This is a genomic window from Lacinutrix sp. MedPE-SW (assembly GCF_001874145.1).
Lineage (GTDB): Bacteria > Bacteroidota > Bacteroidia > Flavobacteriales > Flavobacteriaceae > Lacinutrix.
Window position 1 is genome coordinate 22,932 of record NZ_MPCX01000014.1, and the last position, 19,284, is coordinate 42,215.

17 protein-coding genes are annotated in these 19,284 nt (G+C 31.7%); 16 read left to right on the forward strand and 1 reads right to left on the reverse strand.

Going from position 1 to position 19,284, the window contains the following annotated elements; all coding sequences use genetic code 11:
• Position 1 precedes the first annotated feature (1 nt).
• From BM549_RS12475 to BM549_RS12520, 10 genes are all read left to right on the forward strand, one after another.
• A complete protein-coding gene (locus BM549_RS12475; protein ID WP_290470580.1) occupies positions 2-1,039 on the forward strand; it encodes a VWA domain-containing protein in 1,038 nt (345 codons plus the stop codon).
• A 112-nt stretch (positions 1,040-1,151) separates the two neighbouring features.
• On the forward strand, positions 1,152-1,982 hold the full coding sequence (locus BM549_RS12480; RefSeq protein ID WP_290470581.1) for a tetratricopeptide repeat protein: 831 nt from the start codon (positions 1,152-1,154) through the stop codon (positions 1,980-1,982).
• 56 nt (positions 1,983-2,038) lie between these two features.
• A complete protein-coding gene (locus tag BM549_RS12485; RefSeq protein WP_013869524.1) occupies positions 2,039-3,811 on the forward strand; it encodes a BatD family protein in 1,773 nt (590 codons plus the stop codon).
• Positions 3,812-3,825: 14 nt separating this feature from the next.
• Positions 3,826-4,584 (forward strand): tetratricopeptide repeat protein, encoded by a 759-nt coding sequence (locus BM549_RS12490; RefSeq protein ID WP_290470582.1) that lies wholly within the window; start codon positions 3,826-3,828, stop codon positions 4,582-4,584.
• Positions 4,585-4,642: 58 nt separating this feature from the next.
• The gene (locus BM549_RS12495) at positions 4,643-4,924 is read left to right on the forward strand and encodes a hypothetical protein (RefSeq protein WP_290470583.1); all 282 of its coding nucleotides are present in this window, start codon (positions 4,643-4,645) and stop codon (positions 4,922-4,924) included.
• 91 nt (positions 4,925-5,015) lie between these two features.
• Entirely contained in the window at positions 5,016-6,575 is a 1,560-nt protein-coding gene (locus BM549_RS12500) for a SulP family inorganic anion transporter (protein WP_290470584.1), read from the forward strand.
• 6 nt (positions 6,576-6,581) lie between these two features.
• Positions 6,582-7,406, forward strand: a complete 825-nt coding sequence (locus BM549_RS12505) for a universal stress protein (protein ID WP_290470585.1) — start codon at positions 6,582-6,584, stop codon at positions 7,404-7,406.
• Positions 7,407-7,412: 6 nt separating this feature from the next.
• Complete coding sequence (locus tag BM549_RS12510; protein WP_290470586.1) at positions 7,413-8,078, forward strand: DUF2490 domain-containing protein; 666 nt, start codon at positions 7,413-7,415, stop codon at positions 8,076-8,078.
• A gap of 80 nt (positions 8,079-8,158) precedes the next feature.
• The gene (locus BM549_RS12515; protein WP_290470587.1) at positions 8,159-10,021 is read left to right on the forward strand and encodes a SulP family inorganic anion transporter; all 1,863 of its coding nucleotides are present in this window, start codon (positions 8,159-8,161) and stop codon (positions 10,019-10,021) included.
• A gap of 54 nt (positions 10,022-10,075) precedes the next feature.
• Positions 10,076-10,705, forward strand: coding sequence for a carbonic anhydrase family protein (locus tag BM549_RS12520; protein ID WP_290470588.1), 630 nt, complete (start codon positions 10,076-10,078; stop codon positions 10,703-10,705).
• A 57-nt stretch (positions 10,706-10,762) separates the two neighbouring features.
• Here the strand turns inward: BM549_RS12520 and BM549_RS12525 are convergent, their stop codons facing one another.
• Positions 10,763-11,293 carry a CvpA family protein gene (locus tag BM549_RS12525; RefSeq protein ID WP_013869516.1) on the reverse strand — a complete coding sequence of 177 codons (531 nt, stop codon included), beginning with the start codon at positions 11,291-11,293 and terminating at the stop codon, positions 10,763-10,765.
• 67 nt (positions 11,294-11,360) lie between these two features.
• Here BM549_RS12525 and BM549_RS12530 point away from each other — a divergent pair, with 67 nt between their 5' ends.
• The 6 genes from BM549_RS12530 (at position 11,361) to BM549_RS12555 (ending at position 19,269) form a co-directional block, all read left to right on the forward strand.
• Entirely contained in the window at positions 11,361-11,717 is a 357-nt protein-coding gene (locus BM549_RS12530; protein WP_013869515.1) for a hypothetical protein, read from the forward strand.
• A gap of 164 nt (positions 11,718-11,881) precedes the next feature.
• Positions 11,882-12,901 carry a phenylalanine--tRNA ligase subunit alpha gene (gene pheS / locus BM549_RS12535; RefSeq protein WP_013869514.1) on the forward strand — a complete coding sequence of 340 codons (1,020 nt, stop codon included), beginning with the start codon at positions 11,882-11,884 and terminating at the stop codon, positions 12,899-12,901.
• A 140-nt stretch (positions 12,902-13,041) separates the two neighbouring features.
• On the forward strand, positions 13,042-13,542 hold the full coding sequence (locus BM549_RS12540) for a transcriptional regulator (protein WP_290470589.1): 501 nt from the start codon (positions 13,042-13,044) through the stop codon (positions 13,540-13,542).
• A 4-nt stretch (positions 13,543-13,546) separates the two neighbouring features.
• A complete protein-coding gene (locus tag BM549_RS12545; RefSeq protein ID WP_290470590.1) occupies positions 13,547-14,686 on the forward strand; it encodes an efflux RND transporter periplasmic adaptor subunit in 1,140 nt (379 codons plus the stop codon).
• Between the two features lie 22 nt (positions 14,687-14,708).
• Positions 14,709-17,846: an efflux RND transporter permease subunit gene (locus BM549_RS12550; protein ID WP_290470591.1), complete on the forward strand. Its 3,138-nt coding sequence runs from the start codon at positions 14,709-14,711 to the stop codon at positions 17,844-17,846.
• A 4-nt stretch (positions 17,847-17,850) separates the two neighbouring features.
• Positions 17,851-19,269, forward strand: a complete 1,419-nt coding sequence (locus BM549_RS12555; RefSeq protein ID WP_290470592.1) for an efflux transporter outer membrane subunit — start codon at positions 17,851-17,853, stop codon at positions 19,267-19,269.
• Positions 19,270-19,284: the final 15 nt, after the last annotated feature.

Sequence of the window (19,284 nt, forward strand, 5' to 3'; positions counted from 1 at the left end):
GATGTTTCAATTAGAAGAAAAAATATGGTTTTGGGCATTATTGGTTATTCCAGTAATAATAGTGCTGTTTTTAATGCTTCAGTTTTGGAAACGTCACACACAAAACAAATTTGCAAATCAAGCAATATTAAAACGCTTAAGTCCAAACAAATCGTTATTTAAGCCAATACTAAAAATTCTCGTTTTATGTTTAGCATTTGCAAGTTTGGCAATTGCTTTAGTAAATCCAAAAGTAGGTTCAAAACTAGAAACAATTAAACGTGAAGGTGTAGATATTGTATTTGCAATAGACGTATCAAAAAGTATGCTTGCAGAAGATATTGCACCAAACCGTTTAGAGAAATCAAAACAGTTAGTTACGCAAATTATAAACAACCTAGCAAGTGACCGCGTAGGAATAATAGCTTACGCTGGTAAAGCATTTCCACAATTACCAATAACAACAGACTATGCTTCTGCGAAAATGTTTTTACAAAACATGAATACAGATATGTTGTCATCTCAAGGTACAGCAATAAACGAAGCCATAGAATTAGCCAAAACATATTATGACGATGACCAGCAAACAAATCGCGTACTTGTAATAATATCAGACGGAGAAGACCATAGTGAAGCAGCCGCAAATGTTGCCGAAGAAGCCAGTAACGAAGGTATTCGTATTTTTACAATAGGCGTTGGAGACGCAAAAGGAGGTCCAATTCCAATAAAAAGAAACGGTGTTGTTTTAAATTATAAAAAAGACAAACAAGGCGAAACCGTAATTACAAGATTAAACGAGCAAACACTTGTTGATATCGCAGAGGAAGCCAATGGCGCCTACATAAACGGTAGAGTTACAAGTGAAGTGGTAGATGAGATTAGAGACATTTTAAATAAAATGGATAAAACCGAATTTGAAGCTAAACAATTTGCAGAATTTAAAGACCAATTTCAATGGTTTTTAGGCTTAGCTATATTGTTTCTTTTTATAGATATTTTCCTATTAGAAAGAAAAACAGCATGGCTTAAAAAACTTAATCTCTTTAACGAGAATCTATAAATTTCGCTTCCGCGGAAGCGTGCAAAACAAGCTGAATGTTAATGAGTTAATTTTTATAAAATCATTAACACACATAAAAGAGACACTTTTATATATTTAGAAGTTGAAAAAAATGAAAAATTTAATAACCTACATATTCGTATTTGTTTCAATATTTTCTTTCGCTCAAGAAGAAGAAAATATTAAAAAGCTTAATAAAATTAAGCAAACAGCAAACAATTTAATTTATAATGCTAATGATTTGGTGAGTGAAGACGATTTCGTTTTAGCAGAAATGGAATATAGAAAAGCACTTTCTACACAACCAACAAATACAGCAGGAGCATATAATTTAGGACATTCTTATTACAAAAAAGGAAATTTTGACGAAGCACTTTACCGCAATCAACAAGCAGTAAAAAATGCAACTAATAAAACCGAAAAACACAAAGCATACCATAATATAGGTAACATATTAATGCAAAATAAAAAATGTAGAGAAGCTATTGATGCATACAAAAATGCATTACGAAGCGATCCAACAGATGATGAAACACGTTACAATTTAGGTCTTGCAAAAGAATGTGCTAAAAATCAAGAGCCACCACAAGAAGAAGACGATAAAAAAGACGATAACCAAGAAAACGAAGAAAATAAAGATAAAAAGGAGAAAGAAGACGAAGGCGAAAATAAAGACGACAAAAAAGACCAAGGCGACGACGATAAAAAAGAAGGAGACGACAAAGAAGATAAAGGTAAACCAGACGAAGAAAAAGAAAAAGACGGAAAAGGAGATGACGAAAAGAAAGAGCAACAAAAGCCGCAACAGCAACCAGGACAATTATCGCCTCAACAAATTAAAAACTTGTTAGAAGCTATGAATAATCAAGAACAAAAAGTACAAGAGAAAATAAATGCCGAAAAAGCAAAAGGTGCTAAAGTTCAAACAGAAAAAGATTGGTAATTAACATATTCGTTATTTTCGCAACACAGGAAATATCAAAATGTTTATTTTAAATAATGAAACTAATAAAATACATATCATTTTTATTAATAATACTTTCTACAAGTATTGTAACTGCGCAAGTAGAATTTAAAGCTAGAGTAAGTAAAAAAACACTAGGTTTAAACGAACGATTACGTGTAGATTTTTCTATGAATCAAGATGGAGATAATTTTAAAGCTCCAAAGTTTAGTGGCTTTAATATTGTTGGTGGTCCAAACCAATCTGTAAGTAACTCATGGATTAATGGTAAACGCTCATTCGAGAAAACCTATAGCTATTTTTTAGCTCCAGAACGCATGGGTGACTTTATGATAGAAGAAGCAACAATAGAAATTGAAGGCAAAACCTATAAAAGCTCACCAATAGTTATAAAAGTAACTAAAGCTATAGATAAGCCTAAAGACCCTAATAGCCCAAGTGTTGTAGCAAGTGAAAATATACATTTGGTAGCAGAGGTTTCTAAAACAAACCCTTATTTAAACGAAGCAGTTACTGTAGTTTATAAACTTTATGTTTCGCCATCAACAGGAGTTAGTAACTGGAGAGAAACAAAAGATCCAGAATTCGACGATTTTTGGAGTCAAAACATAAATCCTAAAGGTTTAAAAGCCGAACGAGGTAAATATAAAGGTGAAGATTACCAGTTTGTAATATTAAGACGTACTGTTTTATACCCACAAAAAACAGGTAAATTAGAAATCGAACCATTACAATTAGAAGTCACTGCCGAAGTGCCAACAAGACGACGCGATATTTTTGGGCAACGATTAATGAGTAAAGTTCTAGTAAATGTATCAGCAGGAAGTCGTACAATAAATGTAAAACCTTTACCAGAAGAAAACAAGCCAGAAGATTTTAATGGTGCAGTAGGTGAATTTTCAATTAATTTAAGCACCTCTAAAACAGCATTAAATGCATCAGAGTCTCTACAGGCTAAAGTTGAGGTTGAAGGAAAAGGAAACTTAAAACTTTTCGAAATCCCTAAGTTAAACTTACCAGGATCTTTAGAGGTTTACGAGCCAGAACACAACGAGAACGTACGTACAACATTTAATGGAATGCAAGGTAGTATTTCAGACAGTTATACTATTGTACCGCAATACAAAGGCAAATATCCAATTCCCGCAATTTCATTTTCGTATTTCGATCCAAAAACAGAAAGTTATAAAAGACTTTCTACTAACGAACAAATTGTAAACGTTTTAGAAGGTCCGGTTTATGGAGCTTCAGATAATAATTTAGTCACTCAAGGTAGTGAAAAACAACGTGTGGTTTTAAGTAATGATCAATTTGCTTTTATTAAAACCGAGCCTCATTTTATTTCTAAAACCCAAAAGCCGTTTTTTAAATCAACAGCATTCTGGACAAGCCTTTTAGCACCATTGTTATGTATACCACTAGCTATAGTTTTTAGAAGAAAAAGAGACGAGCGCGCAAGTGATGTAGTAGGAAACAGACTTAGAAAAGCAGACCGTTTGGCTAAAAAATATTTAGGAGCCGCAAAAAAATCTCTAGGACAAAAAGAAGCCTTTTACATAGCTTTAGAAAGAGCACTCCATAATTATTTAAAAGCAAAATTAAATATAGAAACAAGCGAGTTAAGTAAAGACAGGATTAGTGTTCTACTAACCGAAAAAAATGTAGAACAAACCGTAATTAACGATTTTATAAGTATTCTAGAAAATTGTGAATTAGCAAGATATACGCCAATTACAACTGTAACCATGCAACAAGATTACGATAAAGCAGCAAAAACAATAAACTTAATAGATAAGCAAATTAGATAAGTTTTAAATAAAAAATGAAATACTTACTCTACATATTTTTATTCTTCTTAGGAAGCGTATCTGCACAAAATGAAAAATATTTTGAGCAAGGTAATACATTATATAATCAAGGTAAATATGCCGAAGCTTTAAGTAGGTATGAAGCTATTTTAAAAACTAACGAACACTCGGCAGAGCTTTATTTTAATATAGCAAATGCGCATTATAAATTAAATCATATAGCACCAAGTGTATATTATTATGAAAAAGCTCTAGCTTTAAAACCAAACGATAAGGATATAAAAAATAATTTGTCGTTTGCTAACAACATGCGTGTAGATGCTATAGATAATTTACCAGAAGTTGGCTTATCTAAATTTGTAAAAAACTTTGCAAATATTATGTCTTTTGATGCTTGGGCAAAAGTATCTATAGGTTTGGTAGTGTTATTTGTATTATTGTATTTAGCATACTATTTTACATATACAACAGGAAAAAAGCGTTTGCTTTTTATAAGTAGTACATTAAGTGTATTTTTAGCCTTTATAGCATTAGCCTTTACCTTTTATAATTACAATTTAACTAGACAAAATAATCCTGCAATAGTTTTTGCACAAGAAGCACAAGTAAAAAGCGAGCCTAATTTAAGAAGTGACGAAGCTTTTGTTTTGCATGAAGGAACTAAAGTGCAGGTACTTGACACAGTAAACAATTGGAAAAAAATAAAACTTAGTGATGGTAAAACAGGTTGGATTCCAAATAGCGATATAAAATTATTAGACATATTTTATTAATAGTTTAACTATTATTTAAGAATCAAGATTTATATTTGCTTTTCAATTTTAAGAAAATTTGAAAATAAATATTTCTATATTTTTTACAGTGCTGTTTTTAGCAATTATTACAGCTCCATCAATAATTACTATTATTGATGACACTGCAGATGTTTCTGTTTTCTATAGCCTTTCTGAAGAAGAAGAAGAAAACGCTTGTTTTAAAATGGTTATCACAAAAACTACAGAAGACAATAATTCTTTCTTCAACACATTGCAAAGCGCAAATTTAGGATATTATTATAAAACCTATCCTAAACCTCATTTAAACTTTACTGCTCCACCACCCGATTTTATCTAAGTATTAATTCGTTAGACTTTGTAGTCCCATAAAATTATTATTTAGTAAACACTATTGAAATATTTTCAATAGTAAAAAATCAATTTAAAAAATGTTTAAAACATTAAAAAGCGACTTGCCTGCAAGTATCGTAGTATTTTTCGTTGCCTTACCTTTATGTTTAGGTATCGCATTAGCAAGTGGAGCGCCACTTTTTTCAGGATTAATAGCAGGAATTATTGGAGGTATTGTTGTAGGTGCATTAAGTGGATCTAAAATAGGAGTAAGTGGACCTGCAGCTGGATTAGCTGCAATTGTATTTGCTGCAATTGCGACATTAGGTTATAAAAACTTTTTAGTAGCTGTAGTTATTGCAGGAATAATTCAAATTCTTTTTGGAGTACTTAAATTAGGTATTATTGGCTATTATTTTCCGTCATCTGTAATTAAAGGAATGCTTACAGGTATTGGAATTATAATTATTTTAAAACAAATTCCATATTTTGTAGGGTATGTTCCACCAAAAGGAGAAGGTACATTTACAGCAATTTATAATTCAATTTTAGATATTAGTGTAGCTAATGTTACAATTGCAATTATTGGCTTATTAATTTTATTGCTTTGGCAAGAAGTATTAATAAAAAAACATAAAGTATTTAGCCTTATTCAAGGACCATTAGTAGCTGTAATTGTTGGTATTATATTTTATGTAATATTTAAAGATAATTCAACATTAGCAATACAAGGAAAAAACTTAGTAAGTGTACCAATTCCTGAAGATGCAGCTTCATTTTTAGCGCAATTTAGTTTTCCAAACTTTAATGCTATTACAAATCCAAAAGTATGGATTGTTGCATTCACTATAGCATTAGTAGCAAGTTTAGAAACTTTATTATGTGTAGAAGCTACAGATAAGTTAGACCCAGAAAAAAATGTAACACCTACAAATAGAGAGTTGTTTGCTCAAGGTACAGGAAACATTATTTCTGGTTTAATTGGAGGATTACCTATTACACAAGTAATTGTAAGAAGTTCTGCGAATATTCAGTCTGGTGGACGTAGTAAAATGTCTGCTATTGTTCATGGTTTTTTCTTATTAATCTCTGTAATTTTAATTCCAAGATTATTAAATATGATTCCTTTATCTGTATTGGCAGCAATATTATTAATCGTAGGTTATAAGTTAGCTAAGCCAGGACTTTTTAAAAAAATGTATGATTTAGGTTGGAAACAATTTATACCATTTACTGTAACCGTTTTAGGTATTATATTTATAGATCTTCTTTGGGGAATAGGATTGGGTTTACTAGTTGGTGTAATAGTTATTTTACTAAAAAGTTACCAAAACTCTCATTTCTTACATATTGAAGATAAAAGTAACGGTAAGCATAAAATAAAAATGGAATTAGCCGAAGAAGTTACATTCTTTAACAAAGGCGCTATATTAAAAGAATTAGATAGCTTGCCTAGAGACACATATTTAGAATTTGATGTTACTAAAACAAGATATCTTGATCATGATATTGTAGAGATACTTGAAGACTTTGCTTTTAAAGCAAAAGAAAGAAATATTGACATTAAATTAATTTCTAAACGAGGTGTTGTAGAAAACCCACCAAGTTTTATAGAATTCTTTCAGCTAAGACCAAAGTCTAGTATTAGTTTAAGCTAAAATGTTATGGAAAATAACAAAAGCAAAATTTTGGTACTTATCGATGTTAAAAAAAACATCGAAAGTACCTTAAAAAGCACAGTAGCTTTAGCCAATATTATAAATGGTGAGATTACTCTTTTTTATGTAAAGAAACCAACCGATGTTGTAAATGTAGATAACCAATTATCTGCAATTCGTGGAATTAACGAAGATTACACTTTAGTTGAATCTAAAATACAAAAAGCCGTTAATGCTATTTCTAAATCACATAACATTGCTATAAATTATAATTTTAGTTATGGTAATGTGAAAAATGAAATTATAAAGCATATAGATGAAAATAATCCAGACGCAATAGTAATAGGGAAAAGGAAAGCTAAAGCAGTGAACTTTATTGGTGATAATGTTACAAATTATATTATTGACAATTTTAAAGGCTTAGTAATGATTGCCTCAAGGAAGAATGTTTTAGAACCTAGTAATGAATTAAACTTAGGTGTTTTAAAAACAAATAACGATAATAAAAACTTGTTACCTCCAGATGTTTTTCTAGAGTATTCAACAAGTAAAGTGAAATCGTTTATGTTTATTAAAAATACTAATAACTCTATAGAAAAATCACCTGTTACAAATAATGACAATACAGAATATGTTTTCGAGAAAAACGAAAACGCCATAAAAAACTTGTCAAACTATATTGTTCAAAATAAAATTAATCTTTTTTGTGTCAATAGAGAAAACAATATCAAAAAGGAAAAATCTGTATTTGTAAAAAAGGAAATTAAAAATCTAATCGATAAAATAGATGTTCCTTTATTATTTACAGATTTACGAAATCAAGTAAATTAAAAATAGATGAAAAACAAATTAACCATAGTGCTATTAGCCGTTCTATTTGTGCCGTTTTTATCAACAGCACAAGATAGTAATTTAGGTAATTGGCTTATTTATATAGGAAATAAAAAGCTTAATAGTAAATGGAATATCCATAACGAAATACAATACAGAAATTACGATGCTGTTGGAGACTTAGAACAGTTGTTATTAAGAACCGGATTAGGTTATAATTTAACCGAAAATAACAACAATATTTTATTGGGCTATGGTTATATTTTATCTGAAAATTATGTAGGTGATACTAACGAGAAAGTTTCTGTAAATGAACACAGAATTTTTCAACAATTTACAACCAAACAAAAAGTAGGAAAAGTAGGTTTAAGCCATCGTTACCGTTTTGAACAACGATTTGTAGAAGACGATTTTAAAATGCGTTTCAGGTATTTTTTAGGGTTAAATATTCCATTACAATATAAAGAAGATGGCAACAACCCATTATACCTTTCAGCATATAACGAAATCTTTTTAAATACAGAATCTTCTGTTTTCGATAGAAATAGATTGTATGGTGGTTTAGGCTATAAATTTTCAAAATCTTTAAAAATAGAATTAGGTTATATGAATCAATTTTTTGAAACATCAGGAAGAGATCAAATAAACCTAATAGCCTTTGTTAACTTTTAATAAATAATATTATTTTAATAGATAATACTTTAAAAATAAGTATATTAAAAGTAACTTTAGAAACCTAACCTTAAATAAAAATGAAAAACTTTTTTTCAAACCTCAAAGGAGATGCTTTTGGCGGAATTACAGCAGGTATTGTTGCCTTGCCTTTAGCTTTAGCCTTTGGAGTTTCTTCTGGGTTAGGACCAAGTGCAGGTTTATACGGTGCTATTTTTATTAGCTTTTTTGCCGCTTTATTTGGTGGTACAAACACACAAATATCTGGTCCAACTGCTCCAATGACGGCAGTAAGTATGGTTGTAATTGCAGGAATAATTGCAGCAAACGACGGTAGTGTGGAAAAAGCATTGCCAGCAATATTAACCGTTTTTTTATTAGCAGGTTTAATACAAATTGGACTTGGCGCATTAGGCTTTGGTAAATACATAAAATACATACCATATCCTGTAGTTTCTGGTTTCATGACGGCAATTGGTGTAATAATATTGGTAACACAAATTTTACCTGCTATTGGGTACTACCCAAAAGAAGATGTAGAACTAGTAAGCCAATTCAATCCACAAGCCCAAGAACTTATTCTTGAGAATATACTTAAAGAAGAAGCTGGAGAAGGTATTTTAGTGTTAGAAGATTTTCAAGAAACTATAAAAAGAGCAAAAGCCTTAACTCAAGAAGATATAGCAAAAGAGTCTCAAACACTTGCAAAATCTGCTACATCTGGAGTTATGGGAACACTAAAATCGTTACCAAGAGCAATACAAAATATTAACTGGTTAGAGCTTATTTTAGCACTATCAACCATTTTTATAGTGTATGGCTTTAAACGTATAACAACAAAAATACCAAGTGCTTTGGTCGCATTAGTTGTAGTATCTGGTATAGCTTTTGGTTTCGGATTAGATTATAGACCAATAGAAGAGATTCCATCAGGTTTACCAATTCCAAATTTAGAAATATTTACAAGCTTTTCATTAGGAGCGATTACACCATATATTTTTACAGCAATCACATTAGCATTATTAGGTGCTATAGATTCGCTTTTAACAAGTGTAGTTGCAGATAATATGACTAAAACTAAACACAAACCAAATAAAGAATTGGTAGGTCAAGGAATTGGTAATAGTATAGGAGCAATTTTTGGAGGCATTCCAGGAGCAGGAGCAACTATTAGAACCGTTGTAAACATTAATGCTGGAGGTAAAACAAAACTATCTGGTATGATTGCAGGCGTAATGCTATTAGTAATTTTATTAGCTCTAGGTCCAATAGCATCAAAAATTCCAGCAGCAGTATTAGCAGGAATTCTAATAACAGTTGGTATTGGTGTTATGGATTATAAAGGCTTAAAAGCAATACCTGTTTTACCAAAAGATATGAAAATCGGGCCTATAAAATTAAGCTCAGAAGTATTAGTAATGCTAGCTGTATTAGTATTATCAACATTTTGGAACTTAGTTTACGCCGTTGGTATTGGTTTAGTAATTGCATCTTTATTGTTTATGAAAAAAATAGGAGATTTAACAGCTAAAAGAAGCGATGTTAAGTCTCTTAAAGAAGAAGCTTGGGCAGACGAAGTTGGGTTTCCAGTAAGGTTAAAAGAAGAAGTGTTTATAAAACACGTAAAAGGACCATTGTTTTTTGGCTCAACAAGCGAGTTTCAAGCATTATCCAAACAAATACCTAATACAGCAAAAACAGTAGTAATACGCTTGGGTAGAATGCAGTATATGGACCAATCTGGATTATACGCAATGGAAGATGTTATAGTAGATTTAAAAAAGCAAAACATGAATGTGCTCTTTGTAAATTTACTAAAACAACCACGCTATATGATGGAGCGAATAGAAATAATACCAAATTTAGTACCAGCAAAACATATATTTAAAGATTTTGATTCTTGCTTACATTGGGTTAAAAACAATGTAGAAGATAAATATTAAAAAAAATAAGTTAAATCAATTTTTCGCTTTCGCGGAAGAAAAATATTAATTAAAATGAAAAACACAGCAATAACAAAACAAGTACAAGACACATTAACACCAGATAACGTATTACAAGATTTATTAGAAGGAAACAAGAGATTTACATCAGGAGATTCTCAAGCAGTAGATAACTCAGCATTAATATCACAAACTACAGGAGGTCAGCACCCAAAAGCAGTAGTACTTTCTTGTATAGATTCTCGTGTTCCAGTAGAAACAGTTTTAGACCAAGCAATAGGAGATATATTTGTATCTAGAGTAGCCGGAAACTTTGAAAACACAGACATTTTAGGAAGCTTAGAATACTCATGTAAAGTAGCAGGAAGTAAATTAGTACTAGTTTTAGGTCATGAAGCTTGTGGAGCAGTAAAAGCAGCTTGCGATGGTGTAGAATTAGGAAACATTACACACTTACTAAGCAACATTTTACCAGCAGTACATAAAAGTGCAGAAGAAGTTGAAGGTGAAGCAAACTCATCAAATAAAGCATTTGTAGCTAAAACCGTAGAAAACAATGTACAATTAACAATAAACCGCATAAGAGAAAAAAGCCCAATCTTAAAAGAAATGGAAGATAATGGCGAAATTAAAATTGTAGGAGGTGTTTACAGTTTACAATCTGGAAAAGTAGAAATGCTTTAATAAAATTAAACTAAAAATATAACCTGCATTTGTTTAATAAAAACGGTGCAGGTTTTTTTATGCCTCAGTTTCAGTTTCTAAATCTTCATTTATAGAATCTTCAGTTTCAGCCTTAATAATATTAGGGAATAATATAGGAGCAATAGATTTTACAGGCTCATAAAGTATAGAATCCTCAATATGCTCTTCATCTATAAACGTAATTGTATTGTTCATTTTATTAAACACAATTAATAAAATACTTAAAATTAGCCCAATTTTAAGCGCACCAAAAACACCACCTAAAAGCTTATTTAAAATACCTAAAGCAGCAAAATCTGCAAGTTTAGTAAGGGCTTTACCTGCTAAAGAAATAACAACTATTATAATTACAAAAGTAATAGCAAAAGCAGTAATATTAATTGTTTTTTCTGTCCATTCTGTACCTTCCTCAAGAAATTCAGCAACAAAATAACTAAAGTGAATGGCACCATAAACACCAGCAACTAAAGCAACCAAAGAAGCAACTTCAACAAAAAGACCTTTTAAAAAACCACGAACTAAGCCAAATAAAAGCAAAGCACCTAAAACAATATCAATAACAGCCATAATAATACAATTTCAACAAATATAAACTAACTTTGCAACTTTCAAACTTTATACATTTAACTTATACATGTCAAGAGATCAAGAATTAAAAGAACGATGGAGCCTGGTAGTAGAAAAACTCTCTAACCAATTTGCAGATGGAGAAACTCTAGATTTAGACGCTATAATTTATCTTATAGGTGTGCAAGAACTAGGGCAACTAGACCGTAAATTTAAAAAAGACCATAAATTAGACTTAATGCATATAGCAATATGCAAACTATTAACACCTTACGGCTATTATGAATTCGATTTTGTAGATAAAGACGGCTGGCCACACTACAAAGTAAAAGAACAATTACCAAGCCTAAAAGCAGGAGAACAAAGTGTTTTAATGAAAGAAGCTATAGTTAATTACTTTATAGAAACAGAATATATTCAATAAATTAGGGCGTTACCCAAAGGTCGCGCTCTCGGCAGTCGCTTTTAATTTGCTTTAAGGCAAATAAAAGAGCTTCAACAAATGCCTCCATCGCTAACGCAAATCACGATAAAATTCATAAATTTGCCAATCATTTAGATACTGAAATAAATTCAGCATAAAAGATTATGATAGATAAGATAAAAGAGCTTATAGCAGAAGCAGAGGCTTTTAAAGCACAAACAATAGAAGAAGTAGAAGCTTTTAGAATTCAATATTTAGGAAAAAAAGGCTTATTAAACGATTTTTTTGCAGAGTTTAAAAATGTAGCCAATGACCAGAAAAAGGAATTTGGACAAGCAATAAACCAGTTAAAAACTACAGCTCAAGAAAAAGTAAATACTCTAAAAAGTGAGTTAGAGAATACTACTCAAGATGTAAGCGATTATGGCGATTTATCTAAGCCTGGAGCACCTGTAGAAATAGGAGCGCGTCACCCAATTTCTTTAGTAAAAAATCAAATTATAAATATCTTTTCTCAAATAGGTTTTAACGTAAGCGAAGGACCAGAAATAGAAGACGATTGGCATAATTTTACAGCATTAAACTTACCAGAATATCATCCGGCAAGAGATATGCAGGATACCTTTTTTATTCAAACCGATCCAGATATTTTATTACGTACCCATACAAGTTCTGTACAAGTACGTTATATGGAAAATAACCAACCACCAATTCGAACAATATCACCAGGTAGAGTATATAGAAACGAAGCTATATCGGCACGTTCTCACTGTTTTTTCCACCAAGTAGAAGGATTGTACATAGATAAAGACGTTAGTTTTGCAGATTTAAAACAAACACTTCAATATTTTACAACCGAGCTTTTTGGGAAATCTAAAATACGTTTACGTCCTTCATATTTCCCATTTACAGAACCAAGTGCAGAGGTCGATGTTTATTGGGGATTAGAAACCGAAGTAGATTATAAAATTACTAAAGGCACAGGTTGGTTAGAAATAATGGGCTGTGGTATGGTAGATCCTAATGTATTAGAAAACTGTGGTATCGATTCTAAAGAATACTCTGGTTTTGCTTTCGGTATGGGAATAGATCGTATTGCAATGCTTTTACACCAAATAGGAGATATTAGATTATTAAGTGAAAATAATATTAGATTTTTAGAGCAATTTAAATCTGCTTTATAAAATTCTATATTAAGTACATACAATTAAAAGCCAACTGTTAACAGTTGGCTTTTTTATTTAACAACACTTTAACTTCGTTTAGTTCGGTTTGTTCCGAACTAAGTTTTATTTTTGCCGTGTAATTATTAAAATAAGTAATAATGACGAAAGAAATATGCAGTAAAAAAATGGCACTTGTAGAAAAGCTTGGCGTCCATTTAGAAAATAGAAATAATATAGCACCTGTTGCAGCACGTATAATGGCTTACATAATTTTAACAGGAAGACGAGGTACAACTTTCGATGAGATGGTTGAAGTTTTATGCGCAAGTAAAAGCACTATTTCTACGCATTTAAATCATTTACAAGATTTAAAAAAAATAGAATACTTCACTAAAACAGGTGACCGTAAAAAATACTTTGTAATTAATAAAGATTCTGTATTCAACCATATAGATACTATGATTGAAGAGTGGGAATCTGTTAAGGCGCTTCATCTTGAAATGAAAGCTTATAAAGAAGCTATTAATGAGCAGACAACAGATGAAGAAGAAAAATTCGATCTAACCTTTCATATAAATTATCTCAAATTTATTGCAAGTGCTTCGGCATCTATGAAAGAACTAAAAGAAAACTTAATAAAAAACAAATTCAACCTTTAGAATAATGAAAACAAATAGAATAATTTCAATATTAACCATAGCTAGTGTCTTTCTAGCTTTAGCCAGCTGTGCCGACAATAAAAATGCACAAGCTGCCACAGCAAAACAGCAACAAGCTTTACCGTTTCCTGTTACACAATTACAAACAAAAACCGTTACTGGTTATACAGAGTATCCAACAACTATTGAAGGTAAAGTAAATAGTGATGTTAGAGCAAAAACTTCTGGATATATTGAAAAAGTATATGTAGACGAAGGACAAAAAGTACGTAAAGGACAAGTATTATTTAAACTAGAAACACAATCGTTAAGTCAAGATGCAGGCGCAGCAAAAGCACAAGTAAATGTAGCACAAGTTGAGGTAGATAAACTAATTCCTTTAGTAGAAAAAAACATTATTAGTCCAGTACAGTTAGAAACTGCAAAAGCAAATTTAGCGCAGGCTAAAGCTAATTATAGTGGTGTGACTGCAAATATTGGTTATGCTACAATTAAAAGTCCTATTGATGGTTTTGTTGGAGCCATTAATTTTAGAGAAGGTGCTTTAATTAGCCCAAATGATGCAACGCCACTCACAACCGTAAGTCAAATAGACGAAGTTTATGCTTTTTTTAGCTTTAATGAAGCACAATACATTGATCATTTACAACGCTCTGAAGGTCAAAACAAAGCAGAGCGTATTAAAAATTCGCCAGACTTAACTTTAGTTTTAGCAAATGGTAAGGAGTATTCTGAAAAAGGACGTATTCAAACCAGTACAGGACAAATTAACCAAAGTACAGGTACTATTCAAATTAGAGCAGCTTTTGATAATCCAAACGAAATTTTAACTAACGGAAACAGCGGAAAAATTAAATTTCCAATTGAGTATAAAGACGCTATTGTTGTACCACAAACTGCAACTTTTGAGCAGCAAGGTAATATTATGATTTTCAAATTAGGAGAAAACAATAAAGTGGAAACTTCTATTTTAAAAGTAAAAGGTACTGTAGATAACTTATATGTTGTAGAGTCTGGTGTAGCACCAAACGACAAGATTGTAGTGTCTGGTATTGGAAAACTAAGAAGCGGTATGGCAATTGCGCCTCAAGAAACTTCATTTGAAGAAGCTATTAAGCCGGTTGCAACTTTATTTAGAAATTAGATAACCACCAAACATATTTATCATGTTAAAAACATTTATTGAAAGACCAGTACTTTCAACAGTAATCTCTATTATCATAGTTATGCTAGGTGTTATTAGTATAACTACCTTACCAATAGAGGAATATCCAGATATTGCACCACCAACTATTAAAGTAACTGCAAATTATACAGGTGCAAATGCAGAGACCGTTTTAGAGAGTGTTATCGTACCTATCGAGGAGCAAATTAATGGTGTAGAAGGTATGACGTACATAACCTCTACAGCATCAAACAATGGTACTGCCGAAATTACGGTATATTTTGATCAAGAAACAGATGCAGATATTGCAGCTGTAAACGTTCAAAACCGTGTAGCTAGAGCCACACCATTACTACCACAAGAGGTAACACAAACAGGAGTTGTAACACAAAAGCAGGAAACCAGTGCTTTGATGTTTATTTCTATGTATACTGAAAATAATAACTACGACGCTACATTCATTCAGAATTACTTAAAAATTAACGTTATTCCAGCAATGCAACGTATTAGTGGTGTTGGAGATGTTAGTGTATTTTCACAACAAGATTACGCTATGCGTGTTTGGTTAAATCCAGAAAAATTAGCGTCTTATAACTTAATACCTTCAGATATTACTGCAGTTTTAGCAGAGCAAAATTTAGAAGCAGCAGCAGGTTCTTTAGGTGAAAATAATGGTGAATCATTTTCGTATACATTAACCTATAGTGGTCGTTTTAAAGACGAAGCGCAATACAGCGATATTGTAATTAAAGCTTTAGGAAACGGAGAGTTTTTACGCTTAAAAGATGTGGCAACTATTGAGTTAGATGCACAATCATACTCATCTAATGCCATGAGTATGGGTAATCCAGCAGTTTTTATGGGAATTTTCCAAACTAAAGGATCTAACGCACAAGAAATTATTGAAAACATTAAAGTGACTTTAGAAGATGTAAAAGCAGATCTTCCTGAAGGTTTAGACATTTTTGTACCATACGATACTAGTTTATTCTTAAACGCTTCAATAGAAAAAGTAATTAGCACATTATTAGAAGCCTTTTTACTGGTATTCTTAGTAGTATTTATCTTTTTACAAGATTTCCGTTCTACATTAATTCCTGCAATTGCAGTACCGGTTTCTATTATTGGTACCTTCTTCTTCTTAAATATTTTTGGCTATTCTATTAACTTGCTAACATTATTTGCCTTAGTACTTGCTATTGGTATTGTAGTAGATGATGCTATTGTTGTTGTAGAAGCTGTTCATGCTAAAATGGACGAAGGAGAACACAACCCGAAAAAGGCAACATTAACTGCAATGAATGAAATTTCTGGAGCCATAATCTCAATTACTTTGGTAATGGCAGCGGTATTTATTCCAGTAACGTTTATTACTGGACCAACAGGTGTTTTTTATGAGCAATTTGGTGTTACGTTAATTATTGCCATTTTAATTTCGGCAGTAAATGCATTAACCTTAAGTCCTGCATTATGTGCTTTATTATTAAAAGAACATAAAGAAGACGAAGAGCTAAAAGGAAAAGGACCATTAAAACGTTTTTATACCTTATTCAACCGTGGATTTAATGCAACCATTAATAGATATGGTAAATCATTACAGTTTTTATACAAAAGAAAATTTGTTTCAGTATTACTATTAATTATTGCAGGTGTTGGTATTTATTGGGCTTCAATGACAACTCCAACAGGTTTTGTACCTAATGAAGATAGAGGAATTATTTTTGCAAACATAGAATTACCTCCAGGAGCATCATTAGATAGAACAGATGCTGTTTCAAGAAAATTATATGCTCAAATTGAAGGTATAGAAGGTATAGAAGCTGTAAACTTTATTAAAGGTAGAAGTTTAATAAGTGGTGCTGGTAGTAATTATAGTTTTGGTATTATAAAACTTAAAAACTGGGATGAACGTGAAGACGAGTCGTTATCTGCACAAGCTATTACAGGAAAATTATTTGGTGTAGCAGCAGGAATACCAGATGCCAATATTATATTCTTTTCACCTCCTAGTATACGTGGTTTTGGTAACTCATCAGGTTTCGAAATTAATTTATTAGATAAATTTGGTGGTGAGTTTACAGATTTAGATCAAGCTAATAAAGACTTTTCTATGGCTTTAATGAGTCATCCAGAAATTAAATATGCACAATCTTCTTTTAGTACTAATTATCCGCAATATGAAATGGAAGTTAATGTACCATTAGCAAAAGAAAAAGGCGTAGCTGTAAGTAGTATATTTTCAACATTACAAGGTTATATAGGAGGAATTTATGCATCCGATTTTTCTAGATTCGGAAAACAATATAGAGTATATATTCAAGCATTACCAGAAGATAGAGCAGACGAGAATGCTTTAAACAGCATGTATGTGCGTACAGATTCTGGCGAGATGACGCCTATTACACAGTTTGTTACGCTTGAAAGAGTTTATGGACCACAATCGGTAACACGTTTTAACCTTTTTAATTCTACCATGATTTCTGGTGCTACTAACGATGGTTATAGTACAGGTGATGCTATTAGAGTTATTGAGGAAGAGGTAGCAAAACTACCTAGTAACTATACAGTTGCCTATTCTGGTTTGACTAGAGAAGAGGTTAATGCAGGAAACCAAACAACGTTTATATTTATACTAAGTATCTTATTTGTATACTTTTTATTAAGTGCACAATACGAAAGTTACTTGCTACCATTTGCTGTAGTATTATCATTACCATTTGGTGTATTTGGTGCCTATATAAGTACTAAATTCTTAGGGTTAGAAAACAATATATATTTCCAGATTGCCTTAATCATGCTTATTGGTCTGTTGGCTAAAAATGCCATACTTATAGTTGAGTTTGCTTTACAGCGAAGAAAACAAGGCGAGAGCATTGTAGATGCAGCGATAGATGGTGCTAAGTCACGTTTACGTCCAATTTTAATGACATCGTTTGCCTTTATTTTGGGATTAATGCCTTTAGCATTAGCTTCAGGTGTTGGGTCAGAAGGAAACAACTCTATTGGTTCTGGAGCAGCAGGCGGAATGCTTATTGGTACCATTTTAGGAGTCTTTGTTATTCCTATCTTATTTATATTATTCCAATGGTTACAAGAAAAAGTTTCGGGAAAACCAGCAGTACAAACTATTGAAGATTAAAACAATGAAATCAATAATAAAACATAAAAACCTTAGTAAAGGCGCATTAATATTAGTTGTAGCATTAACACTACAAAGTTGTTTTGTAGCTCAAGATTATGTGAGACCAGATCTAAATGCTGAAACAGAAGCACTTTACAGAACCGATAATTTACCTACAGATAGCGTATCTATTGCAGATGTCTCTTGGAAAAATTTATTTACAGACCAATACCTGCAGCAATACATAGAAGAAGGTTTGCAAAATAATATGGATGTACGTATCGCTTTGCAGCAAATTTTAGCAGCACAAGCTTATGCGAAACAAGGTAAAGCAGGTTACTTGCCTTCTGTAAATGTTGGAGCTAATTACACACGTCAAGAGTTTTCAGAAAATAGCCAATTTGGTTCAATTTTTAGTGGTGGTTTAGATACCTATGATATTACAGCAAACTTATCTTGGGAAGCAGATATTTGGGGAAAAATTAGAAGTAACAAACGTGCAACACAAGCTGCTTATTTACAAAGCGTCGCAGGACATCAAGCAGTAAAAACGCAACTGGTATCTAGCATTGCGAATACATACTATAATTTATTAGCTTTAGATGCGCAATTAGAAGTAACCAAACAAACTATTATAACTAGAGATAGTAGTGTTACTACAATTAAAGCTTTAAAGGACGCTGGACAAGTAACACAAGTTGCTGTAGACCAAAATATCGCACAGTACAATAGTGCTAAAGCTTTACAGGTAGATATTGAAGTCGCTATTTTTAAAACAGAAAATACGCTAAGCATTTTATTAGGTAAAACGCCACAAACGTTTGAAAGAAGCAGTTTAGACATTCAAAATATCGATCAAGATATCGTATTGGGTGTTCCTGCAACGTTATTAAGCAACAGACCAGATGTTATGGCTGCAGAATATGGTTTAATTAATTCATTTGAGTTAACAAATGTTGCGAGAAGTAATTTTTATCCGTCGTTAACTTTAACAGCTTCAGGCGGATTTCAAAGTTTGGAATTGGATAAATTATTAAATGCAAATTCATTATTTGCTACCATTATTAGCGGATTAACGCAACCAATTTTTAATCAAAGAAAAATTAAAACACAAAAAGAAGTTGCGCTTGCACAACAAGAGCAAGCTTTGCTTGAGTTTAAAAAGACCTTGTTAGTCGCAGGAAGTGAAGTATCTAATGCGTTATATACATATAAAGCTGAAACTAAAAAGTTTGAATTTAGAAAAAATGAAGTGGAAGCGTTACGTACAGCCGAAGCCAATTCTAACGAGTTACTTAAAAATGGTTATGCTAATTACTTAGACTTATTAACAGCAAGAGAAAGCGCTTTAAATGCCGAACTTAATATTATAGACAGTCAATTACAACAATTAGTTTCTATCGTAGATTTATATGAAGCGCTTGGTGGCGGATGGAGATAATAATTTAATAGAAAT